The following is a 23,764-nucleotide window of genomic DNA, read 5'->3' on the forward strand; positions in this document are numbered from 1 at the left end:
GGCAATTATTCTGATAGTAAAATCCACCAGCATAAAAAAGCCAGCCCCTCTGCTTTTGCACATCGGTGAGCCGGCCATAAATGTTTATCCCGTTCCTTAGGAGGCTTATTTTTTACCGGCAGGTTCTGCCAAAGATGCTGGTGCTTCCCTTAGTCTTGGATCGTCTTCAGGGTTAATATAATTAATGACCCAAGGCCCAATGGTTTTTAATTGGATTATGGTCTCTCTTTCTGCAATGGCAAAATGAGGCATCTCCGGCGGAAGTGAAAAATAGCTTCCCGCCTCAAGTGCTTCTGCGGCATCTTCGTCCAACGTCTCACCGTGGCCGAGGTTAAAAGTGCCTGCTAACACGGTTACCCTTTCCACATTTGGGTGGGTATGCGGGGCAATAACGAACCCATCAGGCATTTTTATGCGCATGTTAAAAACACCCGTATCTCCCGGGTCACCTTCCAAAACCGCAAACTCCGAACCAGGCTCGAAAGATTCCGGCCCTTCTTGCCATACCACATCATCCGGACGGACAATGATTGCCTGCTCTGGCGGAGTATCACGCATTTGCGCAGGCTCCTCGCCATGCACCACAGGGTCGCAGGAGGTGGCAAAAAGCATTGACAACAGTCCTGCAAACAATAAAATATAATGATCAGGGGATGGTATTCTAATTTTCTTTATAAATGAACACCCTTTTACCAGACGGTTTCCCTGAACAGGCACCAACAAACATTTCTTCAATTCAGAATATTGTAAAAACGCCTCTTTAACATACTCAAAACCTTTTACTTTTTGTTGCATATGTTTCATTGGTTTTTGTTTCTGATATTGAAGCTGTAACAGAGAAGCGACCTGAAGGTTCAAAAAAATAATAGGTTACCCACTTAGATATCTTATGTATTATTAGCTTACTTAGGCTCGCTAAGTTACTTTTTGCCTCGCCGGCAGGGCCTTACTTTTTTTCTTAGACAAAAAAAGTAAGCAAAAAAGTCAAGGCCTGTGATGAAATTTGCTAAACTTTATAACCATTACGCTAAAAAATTTGAAACTCACCCTCCTTGCGTCGGGCTCAAACAGCAAATTTTTTGGCCGCTCCATGTTTATAAAGTTCTTAACGCAATTTCATCAATGGCCGCTTTATTTTCTAACAATGGCACATATCGCTATTTAATAAGAAAAGCAGTTTAAAGCATTTTATCGTACAAAAAAAACTTATTACTTTCTAGAGACTTTCAGGTAATCCTAAAAAATAATTACCTGAAAGTCATTAAAAGCGGAGTGTTTCCTTTTGAATAAACATTCATAAAAATCAAACTGTTGATTAGATAAACAGGATGTTTTATGGAAGCAATAAAATCAATAGCAGGTGGTCTGACGGGAGCAACAGCATTAACGGCTGTTCATGAAATACTGAGAAAAAACATTAAAAACGCTCCAGAAGTGGATAAATTGGGAATGCAGGCGATAAAGAAAATTGCAGGAAAAAAAGCTCCGGAAAAAAAAGAAAACCTTTACAGGTTAGCACTGGCCTCAGATATCATTTCCAATACATTGTACTATTCTCTGACCGGCACATCTAAGCGTCCGGTGCTGACTGGTCTGATGCTTGGTGCAGGTGCCGGCGCTGGTGTTATACTTATCCCTGCACTGACCGGACTTAATGAAAAATACTCAACCCGGACTTTTAAAACCGCCGCCATGAGTTTTGGGTACTACTTTATGGCTGGTTTAGTTAGTGGCGGAATAATAAAATTGCTAAGATCCGTAAAATAATTCCTCCTTCCCCCTCAACCTTTCATATTTCTGTATAACTTCATAATTGATTCTTTTTTCCCTTTTATCCAACAGAAGATCATCTCTCCTTCATTGCATGACTCTTTCTGCTGTGAATTCAGAAACTGGTTATTAAAATCACACACAATTCCATAGAATTCATTATAAATTAATGCCAGTAGCAGCGTTCCTTTCTTGTTTATGTCATGTTTAACGGGTATTTTAGAGACTATGTCTGTTTTTTCATGTTTTGGCGATGGTAGGAAGGATTTCAATGGGTAAACCTTATATTTTTTTGTTCTTGCTTTTTTTGTTCCTTCGTCCGGTTAGTGCTCAAAATTTTCTCGAGTTAGGGTATGCTCATAGTTTTGGTTTATCGGATATGGCTAATGGTATAACTGGAAGTCATGGATTTTCGGGAGGTTATTATACCTATATAAATAAGGATGCCTATAACCATGTTTTTTTTATTGGAGGAATTGCATCGTTTAACCGGTATGGAAGGACAAAGAGAAGTATGGTGCCTTATGTTCGGGATAATTATGTGCATGATTTAGCTAATATTGAAAATATGCACAACTACTTTTTTGTGGGCCCTGTAATCAGATATCAGGCAGACAGGTTATGCGCTATTGTTAAACCTTTTTTAGAAGCAGGCGCAGGTTTGGGTATACATTACTCGTTATGGAGGGCTAGGGATCCTTATAGGGGATTTAGTGATGATTGCGAAGGATATTCTCATCAAGAATCAATTAACACAAGCGCCACTCTTTATGCAATGGCGGGCATAGGCGTAGCTTTTAAGGTAAAGCGTGGAGTGCTATTGTCTTTGAGTACTAATGTACAGCGTGGCGGAAATATCAGTTATCGAAATTCCCAGATCGAGCCTGATCAGTTTTCGTATAGTTCAGGGGTTTATATAGATAAAGATAACGGGAGAGGGCATGAACAGGTAGGGGAGTCCCATGCTCCTGATTTCCGGGCCAGACATTTTTTAATGACTTTTAACCTTAGGGTTCAGGTCAATTTTAATAACATTTCGGTAGCAAAGGATGATGAGGATAATTAGCGGCTTGCTCTCTGAAATCTTTTATTCTGAATGTTTAGGTTACAGGGATGATTTTAAGAATTTTATAATTAATTAGTTAAAGGTGTAGTAGCGCTTACCTGAAATCAAGTGGCGGTTATTTCACTAAATATTTAAAAGTTGTATTCACTATAAATAAGTTATCATCTGGGTAGCTGCAAGCTACCTTTAGCATATGGCTTTATTAACAAGGTTGGGGTGAGGATCGGATTTCCGGATACGGCAAGTGAACAGGGTAGCGAATTACCACAGACTGTGAAAAGCTCTGCCTTCATTCTGTTAATTCTATAAAATATGGCCTTCTAGGATAGACTGTGAGAAGCCATGCCTCCATTCTGTTAATTCTATAATCCTGAAAATTCTGATTCAGACAAATAATGCCGGAGGGTTTTGTCAGAGACAGCTATTTTGTGTGCGAGCGGATGCTCTATTAATTGTTGGTCATAGAATCGCTAGCGCTTAACTTAAGACCAGGTGGGGCAGGTCTTGGGATAAGGTGCTGGCTCAGATATTATTTTGGGTCTATTTGAGCGTTGTATCAGTATACCGTTTTGTATCCTATTTTTTACTTATAAGTGTTTGCTTATCTGTTTTGTATACCCTATAACTGTCTCTGTGAACTGAATAATTTGGAATACACAAAAACAGAATAATAAACCAGCAAAGGTAACACTGGTAGGTGGAACCTCCCAAGACCATAAAAAGGGATAGAATATATAGCTGTGTTAATGATTAGGATGCTTAGAAAAAATACATCAATTTTGTCCAGCCCTATTGTTCTTAGTTTTATAATTACCCCTGTTAAGCTTATGGCTAAATAGACCCAGTAAATAATTAGGTAAATACCATGCTTATATTTGCCATACCAAGGCCACAGCTCATCGCTGAACAAGCTTTTTATCTGTAATCCGGTTTTAATTTCAACCTGTCCGGTGTAGAAATCCATACTTCCTGGTAATAGCCAAAGTTTTCCTGCTTTTAAAGGGATGGTTTTAATTTGGTCTATATAGCTGTTTTTCCAAGCATCTAGAGCCATTTTTTTATAAAACTTATCTTTCTCAATGCAGCTATGTTGAGCGCTCAGTTGGATGATTGAATCCATAGAAGCCTCATGTTTTTTGGGTATATAGTTTTTAGTTATTCCGTAAATATGCCAAGAACCATCTAAGTTTGTATTGTTTCCTCCATAAATGACTGTTCCTGAACCAAAAGAAGTAGGTTGAAAAACTCCAAAAACGTGTTTGTTTTTTAACCCATTCATTGTAAGGCATATTCCTAAAAGGATGACGCTTAGTGAAAGAGTTTTAAACTTCTTTTCATATAAAAAGATGCACAATAAAATGATTACAACATATAAATATTCAAATTTTACTAGAGCCAAACTAATAGGGGCGATGATAAGTATCAGGTGATCTGTTTTCTTTTTAAAATTAACAATGGCTCCGCCTATAAGCAGAAGAAGAGATGCACATATAGACTCTGTAAAGGTGCTTCCGTTTGCGTGGATAAACTCTGGAAATACCATGAAGAAAGCTAATAAAAAGAAGGCCGCATTATCAGACAGATTATACTTGTTTTTTACTGAATTTATAAAGTAAAGGGTAGAAAAAACGAATATAATGGATTGTATTATAGCTACTACATACTTGTTGTGGCCAGTAATAACCTTAATAATGGCCAAAAACAAGGGATATCCAGGTGCTGTGTTGCAATTGAACTCTGGTGTTAGTTCTAGAGCAAGAAACTCATTTGAAATGGCTATATATCTAATAGCGTCTGAAGTTTGTTGGTAATTGAAAACTACCATGAAAAGTATCACTAAGAATAAGTGAAAAGCAGTTATCAGGTAAGTATTTTTCATAGTTCCTGAAGGATAGAATATATAGAACGGATTTTTAAGGGTTATCTGTAAATTAACCTATGCAATTTAATTAATATGTAGTAGCATATAAGGTACTGGTTCAGATAACACATTTTTTAATTATCTAAAAGATCTATAAAAACGGTTTCATACAATTCACATGTGCTGAAAATTTTTTGCGCATAAGTGTTTACTTATCTGTTTTTGAATTGTATGTACCTTATAACATACTCTGTGAATCAACTACTTTAACAAATTTTTTTTATGAAAAAAATCTACGCCTTATTTTTTGCTTTCTTGTTAATAATTTCCAGCAAGGCTTTTCTTTTTGCCCAAGCGGAAGTAACCCGTGCAGGCAGTACGTGGACAGCAACTGTTAATGGGTCTAGTGTCTATACAGGTTCGGATATGATTGCAGCCATTCAATCTGCAGCGAATAATCTTACCTCAGGGCGGACTAGCAAAGAAACAATTAATGTTCGGAACTCCGGTTCTACCGGTAGTACTAATTCTTTAAAAACATTTGACATCCCTTCTTTTACCATTCTAGATTTTCATGGTAATACTATGGATGTCAATGATACGGGAGATGACTTGATAGTTCCTGTGCGAGGCATTCGCTCAGACAATATTGAGATACGTAATATGACTATTACCGGTAATCCGAGATATGGGATTTGGTTGCACGGGTGTGCTAATGTTGTTTTATCTCAAATTCATATATCTATACCTGAGGCACGCAACATAGGTTTAGGTATACGAATTGAAGGTAGAAATGATACCAGGTCGCAAAATGTGGAAATTGATTATGTATTTGCCGAACACTGTGCCCATCATGCAGTGGAAATATGGGATACCGATAATGTTACGATTGGAACCATAGAAACACGGAATACTGGCGGTTGTGGACTTTTGCTTAATAGGTCGACAAATGCAACTGTTGAACTGATAGACGCCTATCGGGCCAATCACGGTGGCGGTTATGCCGCTTTTAGAACGGCCAATAATGCAGGGCCGGATATCCATGTGAAAAAAGTAATAGCCAGAGAATGTGGCCGTGGTATATTTGGTGTTTCTCAAAGTCGTGGGGTTACTATAGACTGGGTGGATATTGAGAACTCTAATTCTGCTGGTATTTTTATTGAAGATAGTTGGGATTATACCATCAACGGTGGCATTATTAGCGGTTCTAGGGGAGAAGGGGTAAGAATTGCCTCAAGAACCAACGAACATCAACCCGCTCAGAATGTAACCATTCGAAATTTGTGCATTTCAGGAGATCATTCTTATGGAATCCGTGAAACTTCTTCAGGGAGTGGCTTTGGAAATACTAACAACAACCGGTTTATTGATAATGATCTTAGAGGTAGTGCCTCTAATCCTGCTAATGAAATTTCCATCCAAGGCTCCCAAAGTATTGCGGAAGGCAATTGTGTAACAGGTGGCCCTGTTTATGAAGACTGTGGTTGTGAAGGTGGTGAAGGCGGAGAGCCCGATTGTAATGATATACCAGGTGGTACTGCCGTATTAGACGACTGTGAAGAGTGTGTTGGAGGAAATACCGGCAAGCAACCATGTACAATGGCTTTCGAAGAAGGATATTATCAGATAAGGCCTTATCACTCTGACCTGTGCCTTCACCCTGGTGACATAGTAACTCAAGAAGCCTGTTCTGAAACCAGTAATGAGGTTTGGCAAATCACCCAAAGTGGGTCTGGCTATCACATTTCTTCTGTTACAGAAGACCTTTTCCTCAGTTATGGCGACGGTAGTCAAGAGAATACACTTACGCTTTCGGAAACCCCTTCAACTTTTAGGATAGAAACATTAGGTGATGGAACTTATCATTTGGCGGTAGAAAATAATACAGATTTAGTCATTGATATGCATGGCAATTCTGTAGAACCCGGTCGTCAGGGTTTGCTATGGGTTAGAAATGGACAGGATAATCAGAGGTTTACTTTTGCTGAAATGGAACCTTCATTTGATTGCAATGGAGATTTAGAAGGAGCTGCCACAGAAGATGATTGTGGAGATTGTGTCGGAGGGAATACCGGTAAAACCGCATGCGCTGGCTTTGTTGATGGCCCCGATGCTTGTGTATATGAAGGGGCGGTTGAAGCCGAACATGATGGGTTTATGGGCAATGGTTATCTTAATGGTGATAATGCACTTGGAAATACCATTTTGTATGTTATAAATAGTGAAAATGCCCAATCGGCAACATTATCTTTTCGTTATGCCAATGGTAGTAGTCTAAACCGGGCTATGGAAGTAAAAGTTAATGGCGAAACTCAAGTGGAAGCGCTGGGCTTCAATTTTACCGGAGCCTGGAGTGACTGGGAAATAGCATCTGTTTCCCTTGACCTTTCTCAGGGTAACAATAGAATTGAACTTGTATCCTTGACCGAAGAGGGAGGGCCTAATTTTGATCTTATAGGCTTTGATAGTCCAAATATTATTTTAGGCAGTTGTGAGGAAGATTGCCATGGAGATATTGCTGGTACGGCCTTCGAAGATGAGTGTGGAATTTGCGCAGGCGGGAATACCGGCATAGAACCTGGGGCGTCGTGCGAAGATCCAAGCATTAGTGATTTTGTTGTACCTGAAGGGGAAATTTTTACGGGCGATCCTTTTATTTTAAGTGTAAATTCCAGTGGCCCTGGTGAACTCACTTTCCAGTGGTATTTCAATGGGGATCCCATAGCGGATGCCACCGGTAGCAGCTATACAGTTGACAGTTCAATATCTTCGGTCCACAGCGGAGCATACCATGTAGTGGTAAGCAACGAATATGGCGAAACGTCAAGTGAGGTAATTGAAATAGATGTCCAACCTATACTAGATTGTAACGGTGACCCTGACGGTACCGCTTTTGAGGATGAGTGTGGCGTATGCGCAGGCGGCAATACCGGTATAGAACCAGGCTCATCGTGCGAAGAACCGACCATCAGTGAGCTGGTTTTGCCTGAAGGGGGTATTTTTACTGGCGATCCGTTTGGTTTAAGTGTAAATTCCACAGGCCCTGGAGAACTTACTTTCCAGTGGTATTTCAATGGGGATCCCATAGCGGATGCCACCGGTAGCAGCTATACAGTTGACAGTTCAATATCTTCGGTCCACAGCGGAGCATACCATGTAGTGGTAAGCAACGAATATGGCGAAACGTCAAGTGAGGTAATTGAAATAGATGTCCAACCTATACTAGATTGTAACGGAGATCCTGACGGCGCCGCTTTCGAAGATGAATGTGGCATTTGCGCAGGCGGGAATACCGGCATAGAACCAGGCTCATCGTGCGAAGAACCAAGCATTAGTGAGCTGGTTGTTCCTGAAGGGGAAATTTTTACCGGCGATCCTTTTATTTTAAGTGTAAATTCCAGTGGCCCTGGTGAACTTACTTTCCAGTGGTATTTCAATGGGGATCCCATAGCGGATGCCACCGGTAGCAGCTATACAGTTGACAGTTCAATATCTTCGGTCCACAGCGGAGCATACCATGTAGTGGTAAGCAACGAATATGGCGAAACGTCAAGTGACATAATAGATGTAAATGTCCAACCGAAACCTGACTGCAATGGTGATCCTGATGGTAGCGCCTTTGAAGACGCATGTGGAATTTGCGCAGGCGGGAATACCGGCATAGAACCTGGATCCAATTGCGAACCCCCAGTGATTATATCTGTAGAGTATCCAGAAGAAGGCCTCTATACAGGAGATGCATTGGCAATGACAGTAAACTATGAAGGTCCTGGAACCATATCTTACCAATGGTACCATAATGGATCGCCTATATCTGGGGCAACCTCGCGTACCTACGAAGTAGATAGTTTATATTCCGGGCAGCACAGCGGATCTTACCATGTAGTGGTGAGCAACGAGTTTGGAGAAACGGCAAGTGATGTAATAGAAATTGTTGTTAATGCAGTAACTGATTGTAACGGTGATCCAGATGGTACAGCTTATGAAGATGCTTGTGGAGAGTGCGTGGGTGGCAATACAGGTGAAGTTCCTTGTGAGGAAGACTGTAACGGGGCATATGGTGGCACAGCTTCTATAGATTCATGTGGTGTCTGTGCCGGTGGGAACACCGGAGTGGCCTTTGGCTTTTCTTGTGCACTTCCTGAAATTTCAGATATGGCCGATGCATATGAAGTAAACGTAGGAGATGAATTGGTATTGGAGGTTGATGTTTCCGGACCGGGAAACAATACCTATCAGTGGTATTTTAATGGAGAACCAATTGAGGGGGCTACTGAAAGTTCATTTGCTATTTCTGATGCATCATCCGATGATGCGGGTGTTTACTACGTGGTGGTTAATAATGATAATGGAGAAACCAGGAGTGATGATATACATGTGTCAGTAGCTGATATTACGGGACTGTCCCGCTTAAACAGCCAAACTGAACTAAAGGTATACCCTAACCCTGCCCATGACAGGATACATGTTGCATATAAAGTGGCTGGTAACCGGGATATAAGAATTTTTAATGGACTAGGTACCCAAGTTTATTTTGAGTCTACATTTGAGCAAACAAAATTGCTTGATATTTCTTCTCTTCCTGCTGGAATATATTTCTTAAGGCTGGAAGTAGGAGAGGAGACAAAACAACATCCTTTTATTGTTGAATAAAAGCTGTGTTTTACGGGGCTGTTACAAAGCATGTACAGCCCCTTTTGTTTTTTAAGAAGTGCAGGGTTCAAAAATGATTATCAGTTCTCTGTAAGGCCATTCAAAAAATCTTTCATCTCTTTGGAATCATAATTGGCCATTCCTTCATGTTTAGCAACCACTTGCCCTTTAGGAGATATGATAAAGGTAGCAGGTACCACATTCGAAGCAAACGCTGCCGGCAGGGGATTGGCTGGTAGATAAACTGGAAAGGTGTAGCCTTTTCTCTCGATAAACCTATTTACCTTCTCGCTTCCTTTTTCATCTATGGAAAGCATGACAAAAACTATTTTTTCAGGATCTACTTTTTTATATAGGCTCTGTATGTTGGGCATTTCTGCAATGCATGGCGGGCACCACGTTGCCCAAATATTTAGAAAGATGACTTTTCCGTGTAGGTTTTCAAAATTTACAGGTGTACCGTTAAGGTCTGTCATTTGAAATCCTGCACCTGCCATGTTTTTCTCTGTTAAACTCGCTTTTTCACCTTCAGCTTGGTGGGGTAGGCTTGGTTTTATAAGCCCAGTGGCCAGCACGACCCTTTGAGCTTGACCTATTACCTCTGTATGGTAGCCAGTAATATATAAAATCCCAATGATGGCCAAGGTTATCACCCAACCGGGGATATCTTTTAGGGAAAACTTTCTTTTGTTCATGCGCTATACCTGTAGGTGGTTGATAATATTACCGAAAAGTTGAAATATCTCGAAAGGTTAACATTCTTTTTTAGGACCAAGATTCTGTTTATAAACATTTTCTTTTTTCATTTATGTGAATTCTTCAAGTGCTAGTGCTTTTTTAAGCCTCTTTTTGCGTAAACCATGAAGTAAACTTTAGTTCTAATTGTTCAGCGATAATGGCTTTTTGAGGGGTAAACTCTAAAAATACTTATCTGCATTGTTTACTTTTTTATCGTCAAGTTGTAAAGGAGATACAATAACAAATATTTTTATGAAGAAAATACTACTACCACTCTTATTTCTTTATGGTCTATTTATGACCTTAAGTATTTCTGCACAACCCACAGGGTTGCGGACTTTTTACGTTGCACCGGATGGTAATAATAACAACTCTGGTTCCGTAGAAGCACCTTTTGCTACTTTAAACCATGCAATTAGTATATCTCGTCCCGGAGATGTATTTATCATGCGGGGTGGCACTTATCAGCATTCCGGAACCATACAGATACCTTCAAGCCGGAGCGGTACATCGGAGCAACCGATAATTGTATATGCTTATTCTGGGGAGACTCCCGTGTTGGATTTCAGTTCTCAATCCATTGGAAGCAATAACAATGGCATTAGGCTTAATGCGAGTTACTGGCAGATTGTGGGTATTACTATTAAAAATGCTGGTCACAATGGTATACGTATGGATGGAAGCCATAACATTCTTGATAGGATGACGGCCCACGGATGTAATGATACTGGGATACATATGGCAGGTGGAGCCTCTCACAATCTAGTTAAAAACTGCGACAGCTATCAAAACTTCAATGTTACCGGTAATATAGGTAACAACGCTGATGGCTTTTCAGCAAAATTTGATGTAGGTCCAGGCAATAAATTTTATGGCTGCCGCTCTTGGGAGAACTCTGATGATGGTTTCGACCTCTGGAGGGCACAAAGTACAGTAACTATTGAAAATTGTTGGGTTTTTGGTAATGGTGATGCTTCTGTATTTGGAAATCCTGAAGGTTTTCGGGGCAATGGCAATGGTATAAAACTCGGTGGTGACGGTGTCCCGGGCGATCATATCGTAATTCGCAATTTGGCTTTTGATAACAAGGATAAAGGGTTTGATCATAATAATAATTCAGGTGCGCTGACCCTTTTGCACAACACTGCTTATAACAACGGGCGTAACTATTATTTCCCTAACGATCCGTCGGACGGCAGTAAACGTCATATTTACCGAAATAATCTTAGTGCGGTTTCTAATGTTATTGCGTCTCTGTCCCCAAATGCTATAGAGGAAGGAAATAGTTGGCAGGTAAGCAGCGAAGTAACTGAAGACGAATTTTTAAGTGTCAATACTGCACTGGCAAAATCGCCAAGACAGCCTGATGGTTCTCTTCCTGAAATAGATCTTTTAAGGCCTAAGCCTAGTAGTTTTTTGATAAATGCTGGTGTGGATTTAGGAGAACCTTATAACGGATCTGGGCCTGATATCGGAGCCTTTGAGCTTGGCGAGGAGACAACGGAGGTGGTGTTGTCAGAGCTGTTGGTATATGGAGCATTGATTGATGGCTTTAGCCCTAACCTGAATAGTTATACAATTGAAATAGAAGAAGGGGAGGAGATTCCTTTAGTGGATGCTGTAGCACAGGATGGGGTTAGTTTTACCATAACTCAAGCTTCTTCTGTTCCTGGTGAGGCAAGTGTTTTAGCTACTGATAATGATGGTATAGAAAATACCTATACTGTTTCCTTTATAAGACCAGCGGATTGTGCCGGTGAGCCAGGTGGAGAAGCATTTATAGATGATTGTCAGGTGTGTGCGGGAGGGAATACAGGTATAGAGCCTAATAACTGCTCCAGGATTTTTGTCTTTACAAATAACAGTGGTGACCGAGAGTGGGACAATCCTGCTAACTGGGATCAAGGGCGGGTGCCGGCAGCTGGTGATACTGCAATCGTTCCGCAAGGGGAACTTTTGACGTCTGAAGCTACAATAGAAGCAGTGGTTAGTATAGTGGGAGAAGGAAGTGTTCGTATAATGGATGAAAGGGTAATTGAAAATATCCTTCTAGATGGTGGTGAACTCCGGCTCATAACTGGTGGAAATGAAACTTTTTTGACTTCAAGTATAGAAGTTGTATCCAGCAGCAGGATTCAATCAAGGACAGAGCAGGCTTTTTTAACACTTTATGGGAGTATCTCAGGAGAAGCCAGCCTTACAACGCTTGGCTCTGGTGAAATTATATTGTCTAATGACGGCTCTCAGTTTTCGGGTGATTGGGATATTACTGAAGGAACTGTCAGGGTTGTTGATGTGTCTGCTTTAGGTTCCGGTGAAGTATCTGTCAGACCTGGTTCGAGCCTGTATATTGAAAATGATGGGGTAGAAATTTCCTCACTTTCACTTGAAGGGTCTTTGCATCTTTCGAATAGTGTTTCAATTGAAGAAATCTACATTAATGGTACAGAAGTAGGCCCTGGAACTTATACAGCGGAAGATTTTCCTGATTTTATATTTGGTGATGGTACTCTTACTGTACCTGGAGAGCCTTGGGAGCAAGATTGTAACGGAGATATTGGCGGTACGGCCAGCATAGACGACTGCGGAGAATGTACCGGAGGTGAAACAGGCAAAGAGCCGAACAGCAGTTGTGAACAAGATTGTAATGGAGACTTTGGCGGTACTGCCAGTATAGATGATTGTGGAGAATGTACGGGTGGCGATACAGGCAAAGAGCCAAACAGCAGTTGTGAACAAGATTGTAACGGCGACTTTGGTGGCGCTGCCAGTATAGATGATTGTGGAGAGTGTACGGGAGGCGATACAGGTAAAGATCCGAACAGCAGTTGCGAGCAAGATTGTAACGGAGATTTTGGTGGCACTGCCAGTATAGATGATTGTGGAGAGTGTACGGGAGGCGATACAGGCAAAGAGCCGAACAGCAGTTGTGAGCAAGATTGTAACGGAGATTTTGGCGGCACCGCCAGTATAGATGATTGTGGAGAGTGTACGGGAGGCGATACAGGCAAAGAGCCGAACAGCAGTTGCGAGCAAGATTGTAACGGAGGTTTTGGTGGCACTGCCAGTATAGATGATTGTGGAGAGTGTACGGGAGGCGATACAGGTAAAGATCCGAACAGCAGTTGTGAACAAGATTGTAACGGAGATTTTGGTGGCACTGCCAGTATAGATGATTGTGGAGAGTGTACGGGAGGCGATACAGGAAAAGAACCTAACAGTAGCTGTGAACAAGATTGTAACGGCGACTTAGGCGGCACTGCCAGTATAGATAATTGTGGAGAGTGTACCGGAGGCGATACGGGTAAAGAAATTAACTACAGCTGTGCGCAAGATTGTAATGGTGACTGGGCGGGTGAGGCCTATATTGACGAGTGTGGTGAATGTGTTGGAGGAAATACTGGTGAAGAGAACTGTACTCCTACTTCTGTTAATGAGGCCGATTTCGCTTCTGTTCAGATGTACCCAAATCCTTTCAATAGTGAAATCCATTTAAAAACAGATGGTCTTATAACATCTGTAAGGGTGGAAATCTGCGATATGTCTGGAAAGGTTGTTTACACAGCCGAAGTGTCTGGTAATAATAAGATCAGTGCTGCGTCCTGGCCAGTAGGGCCTTACTTCGTAAGGCTTAGTTCTGATACAGATGTACGGATTTATAAGCTTATTAAGCAATAAACTTAAAGACGTATGAAGAAATATATTGCATTGGTATATATGCTCAATGCCTGTATCTTTCATTTGATGGCTGAAGGAACCAGAGAGTTTCGTCCGACAGAAAATGATTGGGGTGCTCCTACCATTATGGACCACCCTGACTATTCCGACTTTGGGCAATATGGAGCTCCTGATGAACAGCAAATTAAAATTAGGGTCAATGATCTGGACGAGACCATATATTTTGGCTTTAATAACCGTACCAAAAACGGAGGTTTTCTCTCCGGAATGCCTTATAGAGTAGTTTCCCCTTCAGGTAATATAGTTTACGAAGGGGAAACTCAGCAAGGTGGTGCTGGACATATAAATAATTATGATGAAGCTGTTAGTGGACCTGCCCAAACTGGAGTAGCGGGTGGCTATAATGCCATTGAGCTTCCTGTAGATGAAACAGGGGATTATGTTCTGGAGTTTAATTTAGACCCTTTTCCTGGGGAGGAAGTCTATCTGTATTTGTTTGATGTTACCGTTGCAGATGCAAACAATCAACCCATTAATGGTAGGCTGCATAGTCAAGGGTGGCAGATCTCTACAGAGGCTCAGGTAAACCCATTTAGGGGAGTTGTGTATCCCTATGTCGAAAACGGAGTGGTATATGAAGTGGACATGAACGGTATGCAGCCTTATACCTTTATCATTCAATTAAATTCCACGGGTCTTCAAGATACAGGGGAGTTTTTAGATGATAGGGTGTCCAGAGTGGGCAACTATAGTGTTCCTGAATTTCCAGTTTTTCTAAACCCGCCAGATGAAGAAACTTTTCCAACCAGTGATATTGTGGTTTCACTGCAAAGCCATGTTACTGCAATATCTTGTTCTGGGTATGACTTCTGCTTTCTATATATGGCAGACGCCTATGGTCACCTTGAAGGGTTTATTGATTTAAACCAAAATGGAGTGTATGATGAAAACATTGATATACACTTTGCCAAAGAAATAGAGCCTGGCGATTCAATTTGTGTAGATTGGGACGGGCGGGATAATGATGGCAACTTGGTGGATATGGAGGAGTATGCTATTTATTCTACGTTTGGCTTCGGATTGACGCACATGCCTTTGTATGACGTAGAGCATAACATGGAAGGGTATAGGGTAAACATACTTAAACCAGAAGGACTTGACTCCCCTTTGCTTTTCTGGGATGATTCAGAGATTGAATATGGACAGACGGTCGGAGGTGATGGACTAGTTAATCTGGAAGGCTGTTTGTCTGAAACAGATGGCTGCCACAGATGGCAAAATAGAGGTGGTCTTGAAGGTGGTCGTGCGACACAAGAAACAATTAACACTTGGTGGTATGCTAAAATGTTATACGATACGCTTTCGCTGGACATGAGAGAATTCGCTCCTGTTCAATTAAGCTATAATGCTGACACTTTAATTGCTGGTGATACAACTGTCTGCAAAGGCGATGATCTTTGGGTGCATATCGTTGATTATGGTACAGGGCATTATGACAATGACAGGTATACCTATGAATGGTATTTTGATTCAAATCTTCTACAAGGGGAGGCAGCCTCGCAACTTTTTACTATTGAAGAAAATTCTGAGATTGTTATTAAAGCTATTGATAATGAAAACGAAGGGTGTATTACTTTTGACACCTTGCATGTAGAAATAGTTAATCCTGTTCAGATTGATGCCGAAGTGGAGGATGAGCTCTGTGACCCTGGAACCGGTGCTATAGAGGTTAACCTTATAGACGGCCCTCCCAACCCTCAGTTCTTTTGGCAGGAGTTTCCGCAAGTAGAATCAGGGTCTATTAGCGGGCTAGATGCGGGAAATTATCATTTGCAAATAAGGGATACTTTGTACTCGGAGGGGTGTATGCTGGACACAAGCTTTACTATTGTTCCGGCTATAATTATAGCTATCGACCAGTTAGATATTTCTCACACGCCTTGTTATTCACATGATGGTAAAGCGGCGATAACGATGGAAGATACCAGCAGGAGCTATGCATTTTTATGGAGTGGGAGTGTAGGGGAGTACGTAATAGATACACTTGCTCCTGGAAACCATACCGTGCATATAACAGACGTAGAAACTGGTTGCGATACGGACAGTAGCTTTAGTGTTACAGGTTTACCCTTTACTGTAGAAATAGCTACACAAGATGAAATTTGTGCTGGCAGCCAAGGGACAGTTTCGCTTACGCTTCCTGATGGAGATTTTAGTATAAGCTACAATGGAGAAGCTGGAAATGTCTTTTATGACAATTTATCATCAGGAAATTATGATATATCAGTCGTAGCAGATATTGACCAGGATTGCCGGGTGGATACTTTTGCTTTGATCAATGACAGCATTTATACGGTTTCCATAGAACACCTGGATTTGGAGCATACGCCATGTTATGAGCATAACGGGTCCGCGGCGGTGACTATGGCAGAGCCTTCACGGGATTATGGTTATCAGTGGAATGGCAATGTAGGAACGAATCAGGTTAGCAATCTTGCTCCTGGAAACCATGCCGTGCATATAACAGACATAGAAACTGGTTGTGACACGGACAGTAGCTTTACTATTTCTGAAAAGCCCTTCTTAATAGGGGTTTCTTTGGAAAGTGAAGTTTGCAGTGATGGGTCAGGGGCTATTTCTCTTGAGGTCCCCAATGGTGATTTTGAAGTTTATCTTGATGGTGCACGCGGAGATCGTGTAAATGAAAACCTTTCTGCAGGAAACTATGAAATCTCGGTCGTATCTATACTTGATAATAGTTGCCGGACAGATACTAGTGTTTTTCTTAGTGACAGCACCTATACCCTTGATGTCGAATTTGAAATAGAGCCTCTTTCAGGAATCATAGAAACTGATGCGGAGCTTCAATTTACAGCTCAAAGCTACCCTGTTGCCGAAAAATATGAATGGGATTTTGACAATGGGGATTTTTCAGAAGAACAAGCGCCTATAGTGGTTTTTACAGATGAAGGGGTGTTTGAAGTTTCTCTGTTGGTGACCGATGGGCGTGGATGCCAGGGGATAACCCGCAAAACTTTTGATATTCCCTTACATGTGCCTTGTGAAGTCAATATTCCGACAGCTTTTTCCCCTAATGGTGATTATGTAAATGACGATATAGGAGTTTTGGGGAATGCAGAGTCGATAGATCTTAAAATCTTTAACCGGTGGGGAGAAGTCATTTTTCGCTCACGTGACATAGGTAATAGGTGGGATGGGACATATCAGGGAAAGCAATCCCCTATTGGCGTGTATCCTTTTATTCTCGATTACGAGTGCCCTACCGATGGAGCACCTGACAAAAAGCGGATCATTGGAGAAATAACTTTGGTAAGATGAGGAAAACTTTACTGATAATATTGTGCTTTACATGTTTAATAGCAAAGGCACAGGATCCACAGTTTTCACAGTATTACAACGCCCCTTTGCTGTTAAACCCTGCTATGGCAGGAGCAACTGACTGTTACCGCGCAGGACTAAACAGCAGGGTTCAATGGGCGGGACTTGTCGGAAGCTTTAGAACGCATGCTGCTTTTGCAGATTTGAATGTTCCTGATATGCGCAGTGGATTTGGTTTGTCTGTGCTTTATGATGACATAGGCGTTGCTGGCCTTTCTTCTAGTGATATTAGTGGTTATTACAGCTATCTTGTTCCTGTTACCGATCAGTTTAATTTACGTTTTGGCTTACAGGCTTCTTATGTTTCGAGAAACATAAATTACGGTTCATTATTATTTGAAGACCAGTTTTATGGAACGGTTCCAGTGCAGGGTTTTACCATCGATGAGGTGGCCATGCATAACCGGGTAAATTACATGGACATTTCTTCGGGAATTTTTATGTATGGCGAAGATACTTGGTGGTTTGGTATGGCAGTTCATCACCTAAGTCGACCACAGCAAGAGTTCTTTCTTAGAGACAGTCGCCTGCCTGTAAGGTTATCTGTACATGGCGGTTACAATTTTTACGTGAAACAATATCACCACCAGCCGGCTGAAGAAGCCTTGCGGGTGGTACCAACTTTCTTGTACAAAAGACAGGCTGGTTTTCAGCAAGTGGACTTCGGGGTTTATACCATAAAGGCACCTATCATGCTCGGGCTTTGGTACAGAGGAGTTTTTGTTGAACAACATGAGGAAATTTACCAAAGCGACGCGATTATTGCCCAAGCAGGTTTCCGGTACAAAGACTTTGCGTTTACCTATAGTTATGACTTTACCATTTCAAAGCTACAGCATCGCAATACCCATGGTAGCCATGAGGTTTCCATTATATATTTATTCTGTCTTGACTGGCCTCCACGCAAAAAGACAAGCAGGAGGGTGAAAAGACTTCCTTGCCCAGATTTTCAGCGGGGGAGGTGAGGGTAAAAAATGTAGTGGGCCACATTCATGGCGTCAGGGGGTTAGTACAGGAAGCGCTTTAGTAAGGCCATAAAGTAGATTGTGCGCTTGTGGCTAGCCCAAAAAAAGTATTGAATTAAAAGTCTCTCAATTTACTGTGCACGGTAAATTAAGAAATAACCGAAAAACCCTTGCTCCTATCCCTCATAATTTTTACACAAATATAAATAAGCCAACATTTTGGGCGTTTTTCAGCTCGCCCTATGATAAGCCTGGTGGTTCCCGGGATTTACTTTATGAAGCTGTCAATACACCAAATACAAGCTCACATTGGGATGATCTGACGGTCAGCTATTCATTATGGTTTTATTTGGGGATGTACAGGGGGTGAAAAAAGTAATGCTTCACCCCCTTACATCTGAACTTTACTTAATAACCAGCAACCTCCAACCTTCAGGCGCATTTTTCCAGTTTACCCCCACCATATCATTGCTGTCATGCCTTATAATTTCCAGGTCAGTATATTGGTTGCCCAAAGGAAGCCTCTTGATTTTGATGAATTTTAAGTAAGGAGGTAAAAATGGTTTATTAAACGAAACCTCCTTCTTCTCAGGAGATATGTCTATTTGTAATATAGCTTGCAAAAGCAAGTAAACAGCGGCTACGGACCATGCTTGTGGCGAGCATGCGACAGGGTAAGCTGTAGGTGCCTCTCCTTTTCTTTTTTCAAACCCGCAGAATAACTCTGGCAGCCTCTGTAGTGGTATAAATAAAGAAGCATCGAATAGACCGGTCATTAACATTGCTGCTTCCTCGCGAAACCCATTGTTTGCCATACCCCAGGCAATTAAGGCAACATCATGTGGCCATACTGACCCATTGTGGTATGACATGGGGTTATACTGCTTCTCTTGGGAAGAGAGGGTTCTTATGCCCCACCCGCTGAACATGTCAGACCCCATCAGACTTTTTACCAGTTTTTCTGCTTTTTCTGAGTCTGTTATACCTGTAAACAGCAAATGGCCTGCATTGGAGGACTTTACCCGACACGGTTTTTTATTTCCATCCAGAGCCAGGTAATATATACCATTTTCCTCATCCCAGAACTTTTCGTTAAACAAGGTTTTTAGGTTTGTGGCTTCCCGCCCCCATTTTTCAGCCAATTGTGGCTCATTCATCAGCTCTGCTAAGTTTGCAGCATATTTTTTTGCCGCATATACATACCCCTGAACTTCGCACAGTGCAATGGGTGGCTCTGCAAGTTTGCCTGTTTTATAGGAAACGGAATCATGACTGTCTTTCCAGCCTTGGTTTGTAAGTCCGTTGGCGGCTTTGTGCTGGTATTCTACAAATCCGTCTTTGTCAAAATCTCCATAATTGTTTATCCATTCTACGGCAGCTTTAATGTTGGGCCATAATTCTTTGATTAGCTCTTTATCCTGTGTCCGCTGGTAGTAGGTACCTGCCAGTAAAACGAACAGAGGGGTGGCATCTATAGTGCCATAGTACTTCCTGAAAGGAACCTCATTGAGGTTTACCATTTCTCCGCCCCTGGTTTCGTGTAATATCTTTCCGGGTTCTGCATCAGAGGCAGGGTCATTTTCAGTAGCCTGGTTGGTAGCAAGGAATTTTAGCACATCTCTAGAGATTTCTGGTGCTACCCACAAAGTCTCGAGTGCGGTAATAATGCCATCCCTTCCGAATGCGGTATTGTACCAAGGCACCCCTGCATAAGGGTATTTTCCTTGTGGGGTGTCTGCAAGCAAAGAAACTAGGTCTGCCTTCGAGCGATTGATCCAATGAGTGAAGTGCTCATTAAAAGTTTCAATTGTTGGAAATAAATTTTTTATACTTTCCAGCTCTGGGTTTATTAGTTTTTTGGCAGTTGAGTAACTTGTGGCTTTATCTTCTTGGCTGCCTTCTCTGAAAAGAATCGAATATTGTAATTTTATTGGCTGCTTTGGCTGGAGTTGTAATCTGAAAGTTAGTTTTCCGGAACTGTCGCAGATATCGTCATAAGGCATTGAGAATCTTATCTCTGACTTTCTTATTATATTATCTAGTCCTTTGTAGGAAATATATAAAGTATTGTTTTCTGGATGTTCATATCCTAATACTTTACCTCTATGTTTTCTTTCAATTCCTCTTACTTCAAATATGTGTTTAAAATCTCCTTCAAACTTTAAGGACAGGTTTAACAAGTGTGTTTTATCGGTAAAGTTTTCTAAGACAATTTCGTCATAAAACTGGTGCTCTCTAATGAACTGGCTTCTTCTTATGTGCATAGTTCCATGGTGTATTATTTCACCTGGCCTTACCTCCAGTTCAGGGTTAGTTAAATCTATAGAAAGAATTTCATTCTCTTCTTTAATATTTGAGCTTAACAAGGTTGGTCTATGGTCATTGACCCTTAGTTCGATTTTGCTAATAAACCTGGTATCTTTATGGTACAACCCTTGTACCTCTTTGCCAAGCGGGGTAATATCACCCCACCTGTCCATTATTCCAAAAGTGTCGCAGTGGTTCAGTACCTGGACACGATCATCTGCATAAGTAGAGTCTGCAGAAATATAATATTTGTCATCTTCCAGCTGAATGAACTTTTCTTTAGCGGTCATAATACCTCCTTTTTAAATATTATGCTACTAATTTTTTGCCATTTTCTTTTATAATTGATTGGTGCATTGGGATAAAAGTCCTAGGTCTCTTAGTCCTTGGCAGTAGTTCATAAATGTTTAAATAGTTTTTTGCCATTATAGTAGCACTAAACCTTTCCTCGAATATTTGACGGACAGTTGTTCGGTTTAGCATGTTGATATTTTCAAGTGCTGTAACCGCTTGAGATATATTTTCTACAACATATCCTGACTGACCATTGTCTATGACTTCAGGAACAGAACCATTGTTATAGGCAATGACAGGTGTGCCACATGCAATAGATTCGATCATTACCATTCCGAAAGGCTCTGGCCAGTCTATAGGAAAAAGCAATGCTTTGGCTTTTCCAAGGAAATCACCCTTTTCTTTTTCACCTATTTCACCAATGAACTCCACATGAGATTGGTCTAGGAGCTTCTGGATGTGATTTTTAAAATACTCATTGTCGGCCTTGTCTATTTTAGCAGCAATTTTTAGCTTAATGCCAGCCATTTTGGCTATTTCTATAGCTCTATCAGGTCTTTTTTCAGGCGAGATTCTACCAATAAAAGCAACATAATCACCATCGCCTTTGCCCTTTTTGTAAAGGTCGAGTGGTAGACCGTGGTATACGGTCCCGACCCAGTTTGCTCTAGGCAAAGGGTTTCTTTGGGCGTTTGATATGGATACCACTGCTTTTTTATTAAACTTTTTGTAGACCGGCTTTAAGTCTGGTATGTCCAGTCTACCATGGAGAGTGGTTATATTGGGTATATTTATGAAGTTAGTGAATGGAAAATGTAGGTAATCAGTATGGAAGTGTAGTACATCAAACTCATGCGCCCTTTCTGCCACATCTTGCATTTGAATTATATGATGTGCTAAGGGATCCTGCACTTTACTGTCTAGCCTTAGGGCCTCTTTGTTGTGACTGATTAAATTTGCCGAAGTTTTAGAGTCTCCGGATGCAAAAAGGGTAACACTGTGCCCCAGTTTAACAAGCTCTTCGGTCAGATATGACACGACTCTTTCTGTACCTCCGTATAATTTTGGTGGCACGGACTCATATAAAGGAGAAATTTGTGCGATTTTCATAATCTATCATTAGTGTTAACAATTTCATATAAAATCACTTTTATTTGCTATAACTTTATTTTATTGTTACGGGTTTAATTTATAACCACAAATAGCAGCCAATTAGCTGCTATTTGTGGTTATGATATGTGTATTGTCCTTACCGGTTTTTTCTTTGCGTCCTCTTTCTTAGGTATCGTAAGGCGAAGAATGCCATCGGTATATTGGGCTTCAATTTTATCAGTATCTACTGTTTTAGGTAGTTGGAATGACCTTTTAAAGTAAGTTAAATTATACTCCCTCAGCGTATACCTTTGATCGCTGTTTTCGACCTCATTTTGATCTGCCTGTACATTCAAGGTTTCATTTTCCAGTTCAATTATAAAATCCTCCTTATGATATCCTGGAGCAGCAATTTCGATCATAAAATGTTCATTGGTTTTATAATACTCCCCAATTTTCAGACCACTACTTTAATTGATTTATAATCGTTAAATTAGTGAAATATGAAAGGAAAAAGAAGAAAGTTTACTGCCGCATTCAAAGCACAAGTTGCTGTTGAAGCTTTAAAAGAAAGAGATAGCTTGGCAGATTTGGCAAGTCGTTTTGAGGTTCACCCTAATATGATCAGTAAGTGGAAGCAAGAGTTTCTTGAAAGGTCCTCAGCAGTCTTTGAGAAAGACAGTTCAGAGCAAAATCAGGAGCCTTCTATTGATCCTGAAAAGCTTTATGCAAAAATTGGCAAGCTTGAACTGGAGAATGACTTTTTAAAAAAAAGCTTAGGAAAGTTGGGGAAGTAAAATCTCTTTGTTCTATGGTAGATACTGATCACAAGCTAAGTATTCGCTCCCAATGTGAGATTTTAAATATAAACCGTAGCAGGTTTTACTACTCTCCTGTTGGAGAAACTGAAGAAAACCTTAAAATAATGAGGGTTTTAGATGAACGGTACCTTCATAAGCCTACACATGGTGTTTTGCAAATGCAGGACCACCTGAGAGATCTTGGTTTTACAGTAAACCATAAGCGAGTTCGCCGCCTATTGAGGCTTATGGGACTTATGGCCATTTACCCTAAAAAAAACCTCAGCAAGTTAGGCAAAGCTAAGTATATTTATCCCTATTTACTAAGAAACCTGGATGTTGAACGTACAAATCAGGTTTGGGAAATTGATATAACATATATCCCGATGAAAAAAGGTTTTATGTACTTGACAGCCATTATCGATGTCCATAGCAGATATGTTGTTGGCTGGGGAATATCAAACACACTCAGCGCTCAGTCGAGCCTATCGGTGCTGAAAGAGGCAGTAAGCAGGTATGGGAAGCCAGAGATAATAAACTCTGACCAAGGCAGCCAGTTTACCTGTGGAGAATGGGTAAACCTGTTACAAGAAATGAGAATTAAAATCAGCATGGACGGCAAGGGAAGAGCCATTGACAATATTTATATAGAAAGGCTCTGGCGAACTGTAAAGCAAGACTATGTATACCTACATCCTGCTAAAGACGGTTTGGAACTTTACCAAGGGCTTGCTATATTCTTTGAGTTTTACAATTATGAAAAACACCATCAGGGAATAGAGCGACAGGTGCCATCAGATGTTTATTTAGCAGCATGAGATACTGTTTTTCCTTACAATAGCAAAGGTAGCATGGTTATTTAACCTGTCAAGGCCAAGTGAATTCCTCCCTCCGGTCGGAAGCCTTGACAGATTAAACCTCCATTGCTAATATGCAATTGAAAGGAAAAAAAGAAAAAAAATATTAACTTAGAAATGAAGTGTAGTGGTCCTATGGATGGGTAGTATTATAGTTTCAATGATGTTTGCACCAGGTATATAATTAGGCGCATGTTTGTCATCATTATGAAACTGCTCCCTAGTATTGTAGTCATCAAAAAGGAAAGATGGTATAAAGTGGTTTACTTTCATTATACTCATAG

At 40.9% G+C, this 23,764-nt stretch carries 15 protein-coding genes; 8 read left to right on the forward strand and 7 right to left on the reverse strand.

What is annotated here, in order from left to right:
• Positions 1–105 precede the first annotated feature (105 nt).
• Complete coding sequence (locus RCC89_02300) at positions 106–804, reverse strand: cupin domain-containing protein (GenBank protein WMJ72007.1); 699 nt, start codon at positions 802–804, stop codon at positions 106–108.
• A gap of 531 nt (positions 805–1,335) precedes the next feature.
• Between RCC89_02300 and RCC89_02305 the strand changes: the two genes are divergently transcribed.
• Positions 1,336–1,767: a hypothetical protein gene (locus RCC89_02305; protein WMJ72008.1), complete on the forward strand. Its 432-nt coding sequence runs from the start codon at positions 1,336–1,338 to the stop codon at positions 1,765–1,767.
• Between the two features lie 274 nt (positions 1,768–2,041).
• Positions 2,042–2,836, forward strand: coding sequence for a hypothetical protein (locus tag RCC89_02310; GenBank protein ID WMJ72009.1), 795 nt, complete (start codon positions 2,042–2,044; stop codon positions 2,834–2,836).
• Positions 2,837–3,455: 619 nt separating this feature from the next.
• Here the strand turns inward: RCC89_02310 and RCC89_02315 are convergent.
• Positions 3,456–4,715 (reverse strand): hypothetical protein, encoded by a 1,260-nt coding sequence (locus RCC89_02315; GenBank protein ID WMJ72010.1) that lies wholly within the window; start codon positions 4,713–4,715, stop codon positions 3,456–3,458.
• Between the two features lie 264 nt (positions 4,716–4,979).
• Between RCC89_02315 and RCC89_02320 the strand changes: the two genes are divergently transcribed.
• Positions 4,980–9,350, forward strand: a complete 4,371-nt coding sequence (locus RCC89_02320) for an immunoglobulin domain-containing protein (protein WMJ72011.1) — start codon at positions 4,980–4,982, stop codon at positions 9,348–9,350.
• Positions 9,351–9,430: 80 nt separating this feature from the next.
• Here the strand turns inward: RCC89_02320 and RCC89_02325 are convergent, their stop codons facing one another.
• Positions 9,431–10,045, reverse strand: a complete 615-nt coding sequence (locus RCC89_02325) for a TlpA disulfide reductase family protein (GenBank protein WMJ72012.1) — start codon at positions 10,043–10,045, stop codon at positions 9,431–9,433.
• Positions 10,046–10,340: 295 nt separating this feature from the next.
• Between RCC89_02325 and RCC89_02330 the strand changes: the two genes are divergently transcribed.
• Genes RCC89_02330 through RCC89_02340 form a run of 3 tightly spaced genes read left to right on the forward strand, consistent with a single transcriptional unit; the run spans position 10,341 to position 18,130 of the window.
• The gene (locus RCC89_02330; protein WMJ72013.1) at positions 10,341–13,766 is read left to right on the forward strand and encodes a right-handed parallel beta-helix repeat-containing protein; all 3,426 of its coding nucleotides are present in this window, start codon (positions 10,341–10,343) and stop codon (positions 13,764–13,766) included.
• A gap of 12 nt (positions 13,767–13,778) precedes the next feature.
• Positions 13,779–17,105 (forward strand): gliding motility-associated C-terminal domain-containing protein, encoded by a 3,327-nt coding sequence (locus tag RCC89_02335; protein WMJ72014.1) that lies wholly within the window; start codon positions 13,779–13,781, stop codon positions 17,103–17,105.
• The gene (locus RCC89_02340) at positions 17,102–18,130 is read left to right on the forward strand and encodes a type IX secretion system membrane protein PorP/SprF (protein ID WMJ72015.1); all 1,029 of its coding nucleotides are present in this window, start codon (positions 17,102–17,104) and stop codon (positions 18,128–18,130) included. The genes RCC89_02335 and RCC89_02340 overlap by 4 nt, the downstream gene beginning before the upstream one ends.
• Before the next feature lie 404 nt (positions 18,131–18,534).
• On the opposite strand, the gene RCC89_02345 is transcribed toward RCC89_02340, so the two are convergent.
• From RCC89_02345 to RCC89_02355, 3 genes are all read right to left on the reverse strand, one after another.
• Positions 18,535–20,727, reverse strand: a complete 2,193-nt coding sequence (locus RCC89_02345) for an amylo-alpha-1,6-glucosidase (protein ID WMJ72016.1) — start codon at positions 20,725–20,727, stop codon at positions 18,535–18,537.
• Positions 20,728–20,746: 19 nt separating this feature from the next.
• The gene (locus tag RCC89_02350) at positions 20,747–21,841 is read right to left on the reverse strand and encodes a glycosyltransferase family 4 protein (GenBank protein WMJ72017.1); all 1,095 of its coding nucleotides are present in this window, start codon (positions 21,839–21,841) and stop codon (positions 20,747–20,749) included.
• 119 nt (positions 21,842–21,960) lie between these two features.
• A complete protein-coding gene (locus tag RCC89_02355; protein WMJ75627.1) occupies positions 21,961–22,284 on the reverse strand; it encodes an Hsp20/alpha crystallin family protein in 324 nt (107 codons plus the stop codon).
• A 42-nt stretch (positions 22,285–22,326) separates the two neighbouring features.
• On the opposite strand from RCC89_02355, the gene RCC89_02360 reads away from it, so the two are divergent.
• Together RCC89_02360 and RCC89_02365 are read left to right on the forward strand one after the other, a co-directional pair.
• Positions 22,327–22,620, forward strand: coding sequence for a transposase (locus RCC89_02360; protein ID WMJ72018.1), 294 nt, complete (start codon positions 22,327–22,329; stop codon positions 22,618–22,620).
• 14 nt (positions 22,621–22,634) lie between these two features.
• Complete coding sequence (locus RCC89_02365) at positions 22,635–23,441, forward strand: IS3 family transposase (GenBank protein ID WMJ72019.1); 807 nt, start codon at positions 22,635–22,637, stop codon at positions 23,439–23,441.
• A gap of 150 nt (positions 23,442–23,591) precedes the next feature.
• On the opposite strand, the gene RCC89_02370 is transcribed toward RCC89_02365, so the two are convergent.
• Positions 23,592–23,762 carry a hypothetical protein gene (locus tag RCC89_02370; protein ID WMJ72020.1) on the reverse strand — a complete coding sequence of 57 codons (171 nt, stop codon included), beginning with the start codon at positions 23,760–23,762 and terminating at the stop codon, positions 23,592–23,594.
• Positions 23,763–23,764: the final 2 nt, after the last annotated feature.

This window comes from Cytophagaceae bacterium ABcell3, from assembly GCA_030913385.1.
Taxonomy (GTDB): Bacteria; Bacteroidota; Bacteroidia; order Cytophagales; family Cytophagaceae; genus ABcell3.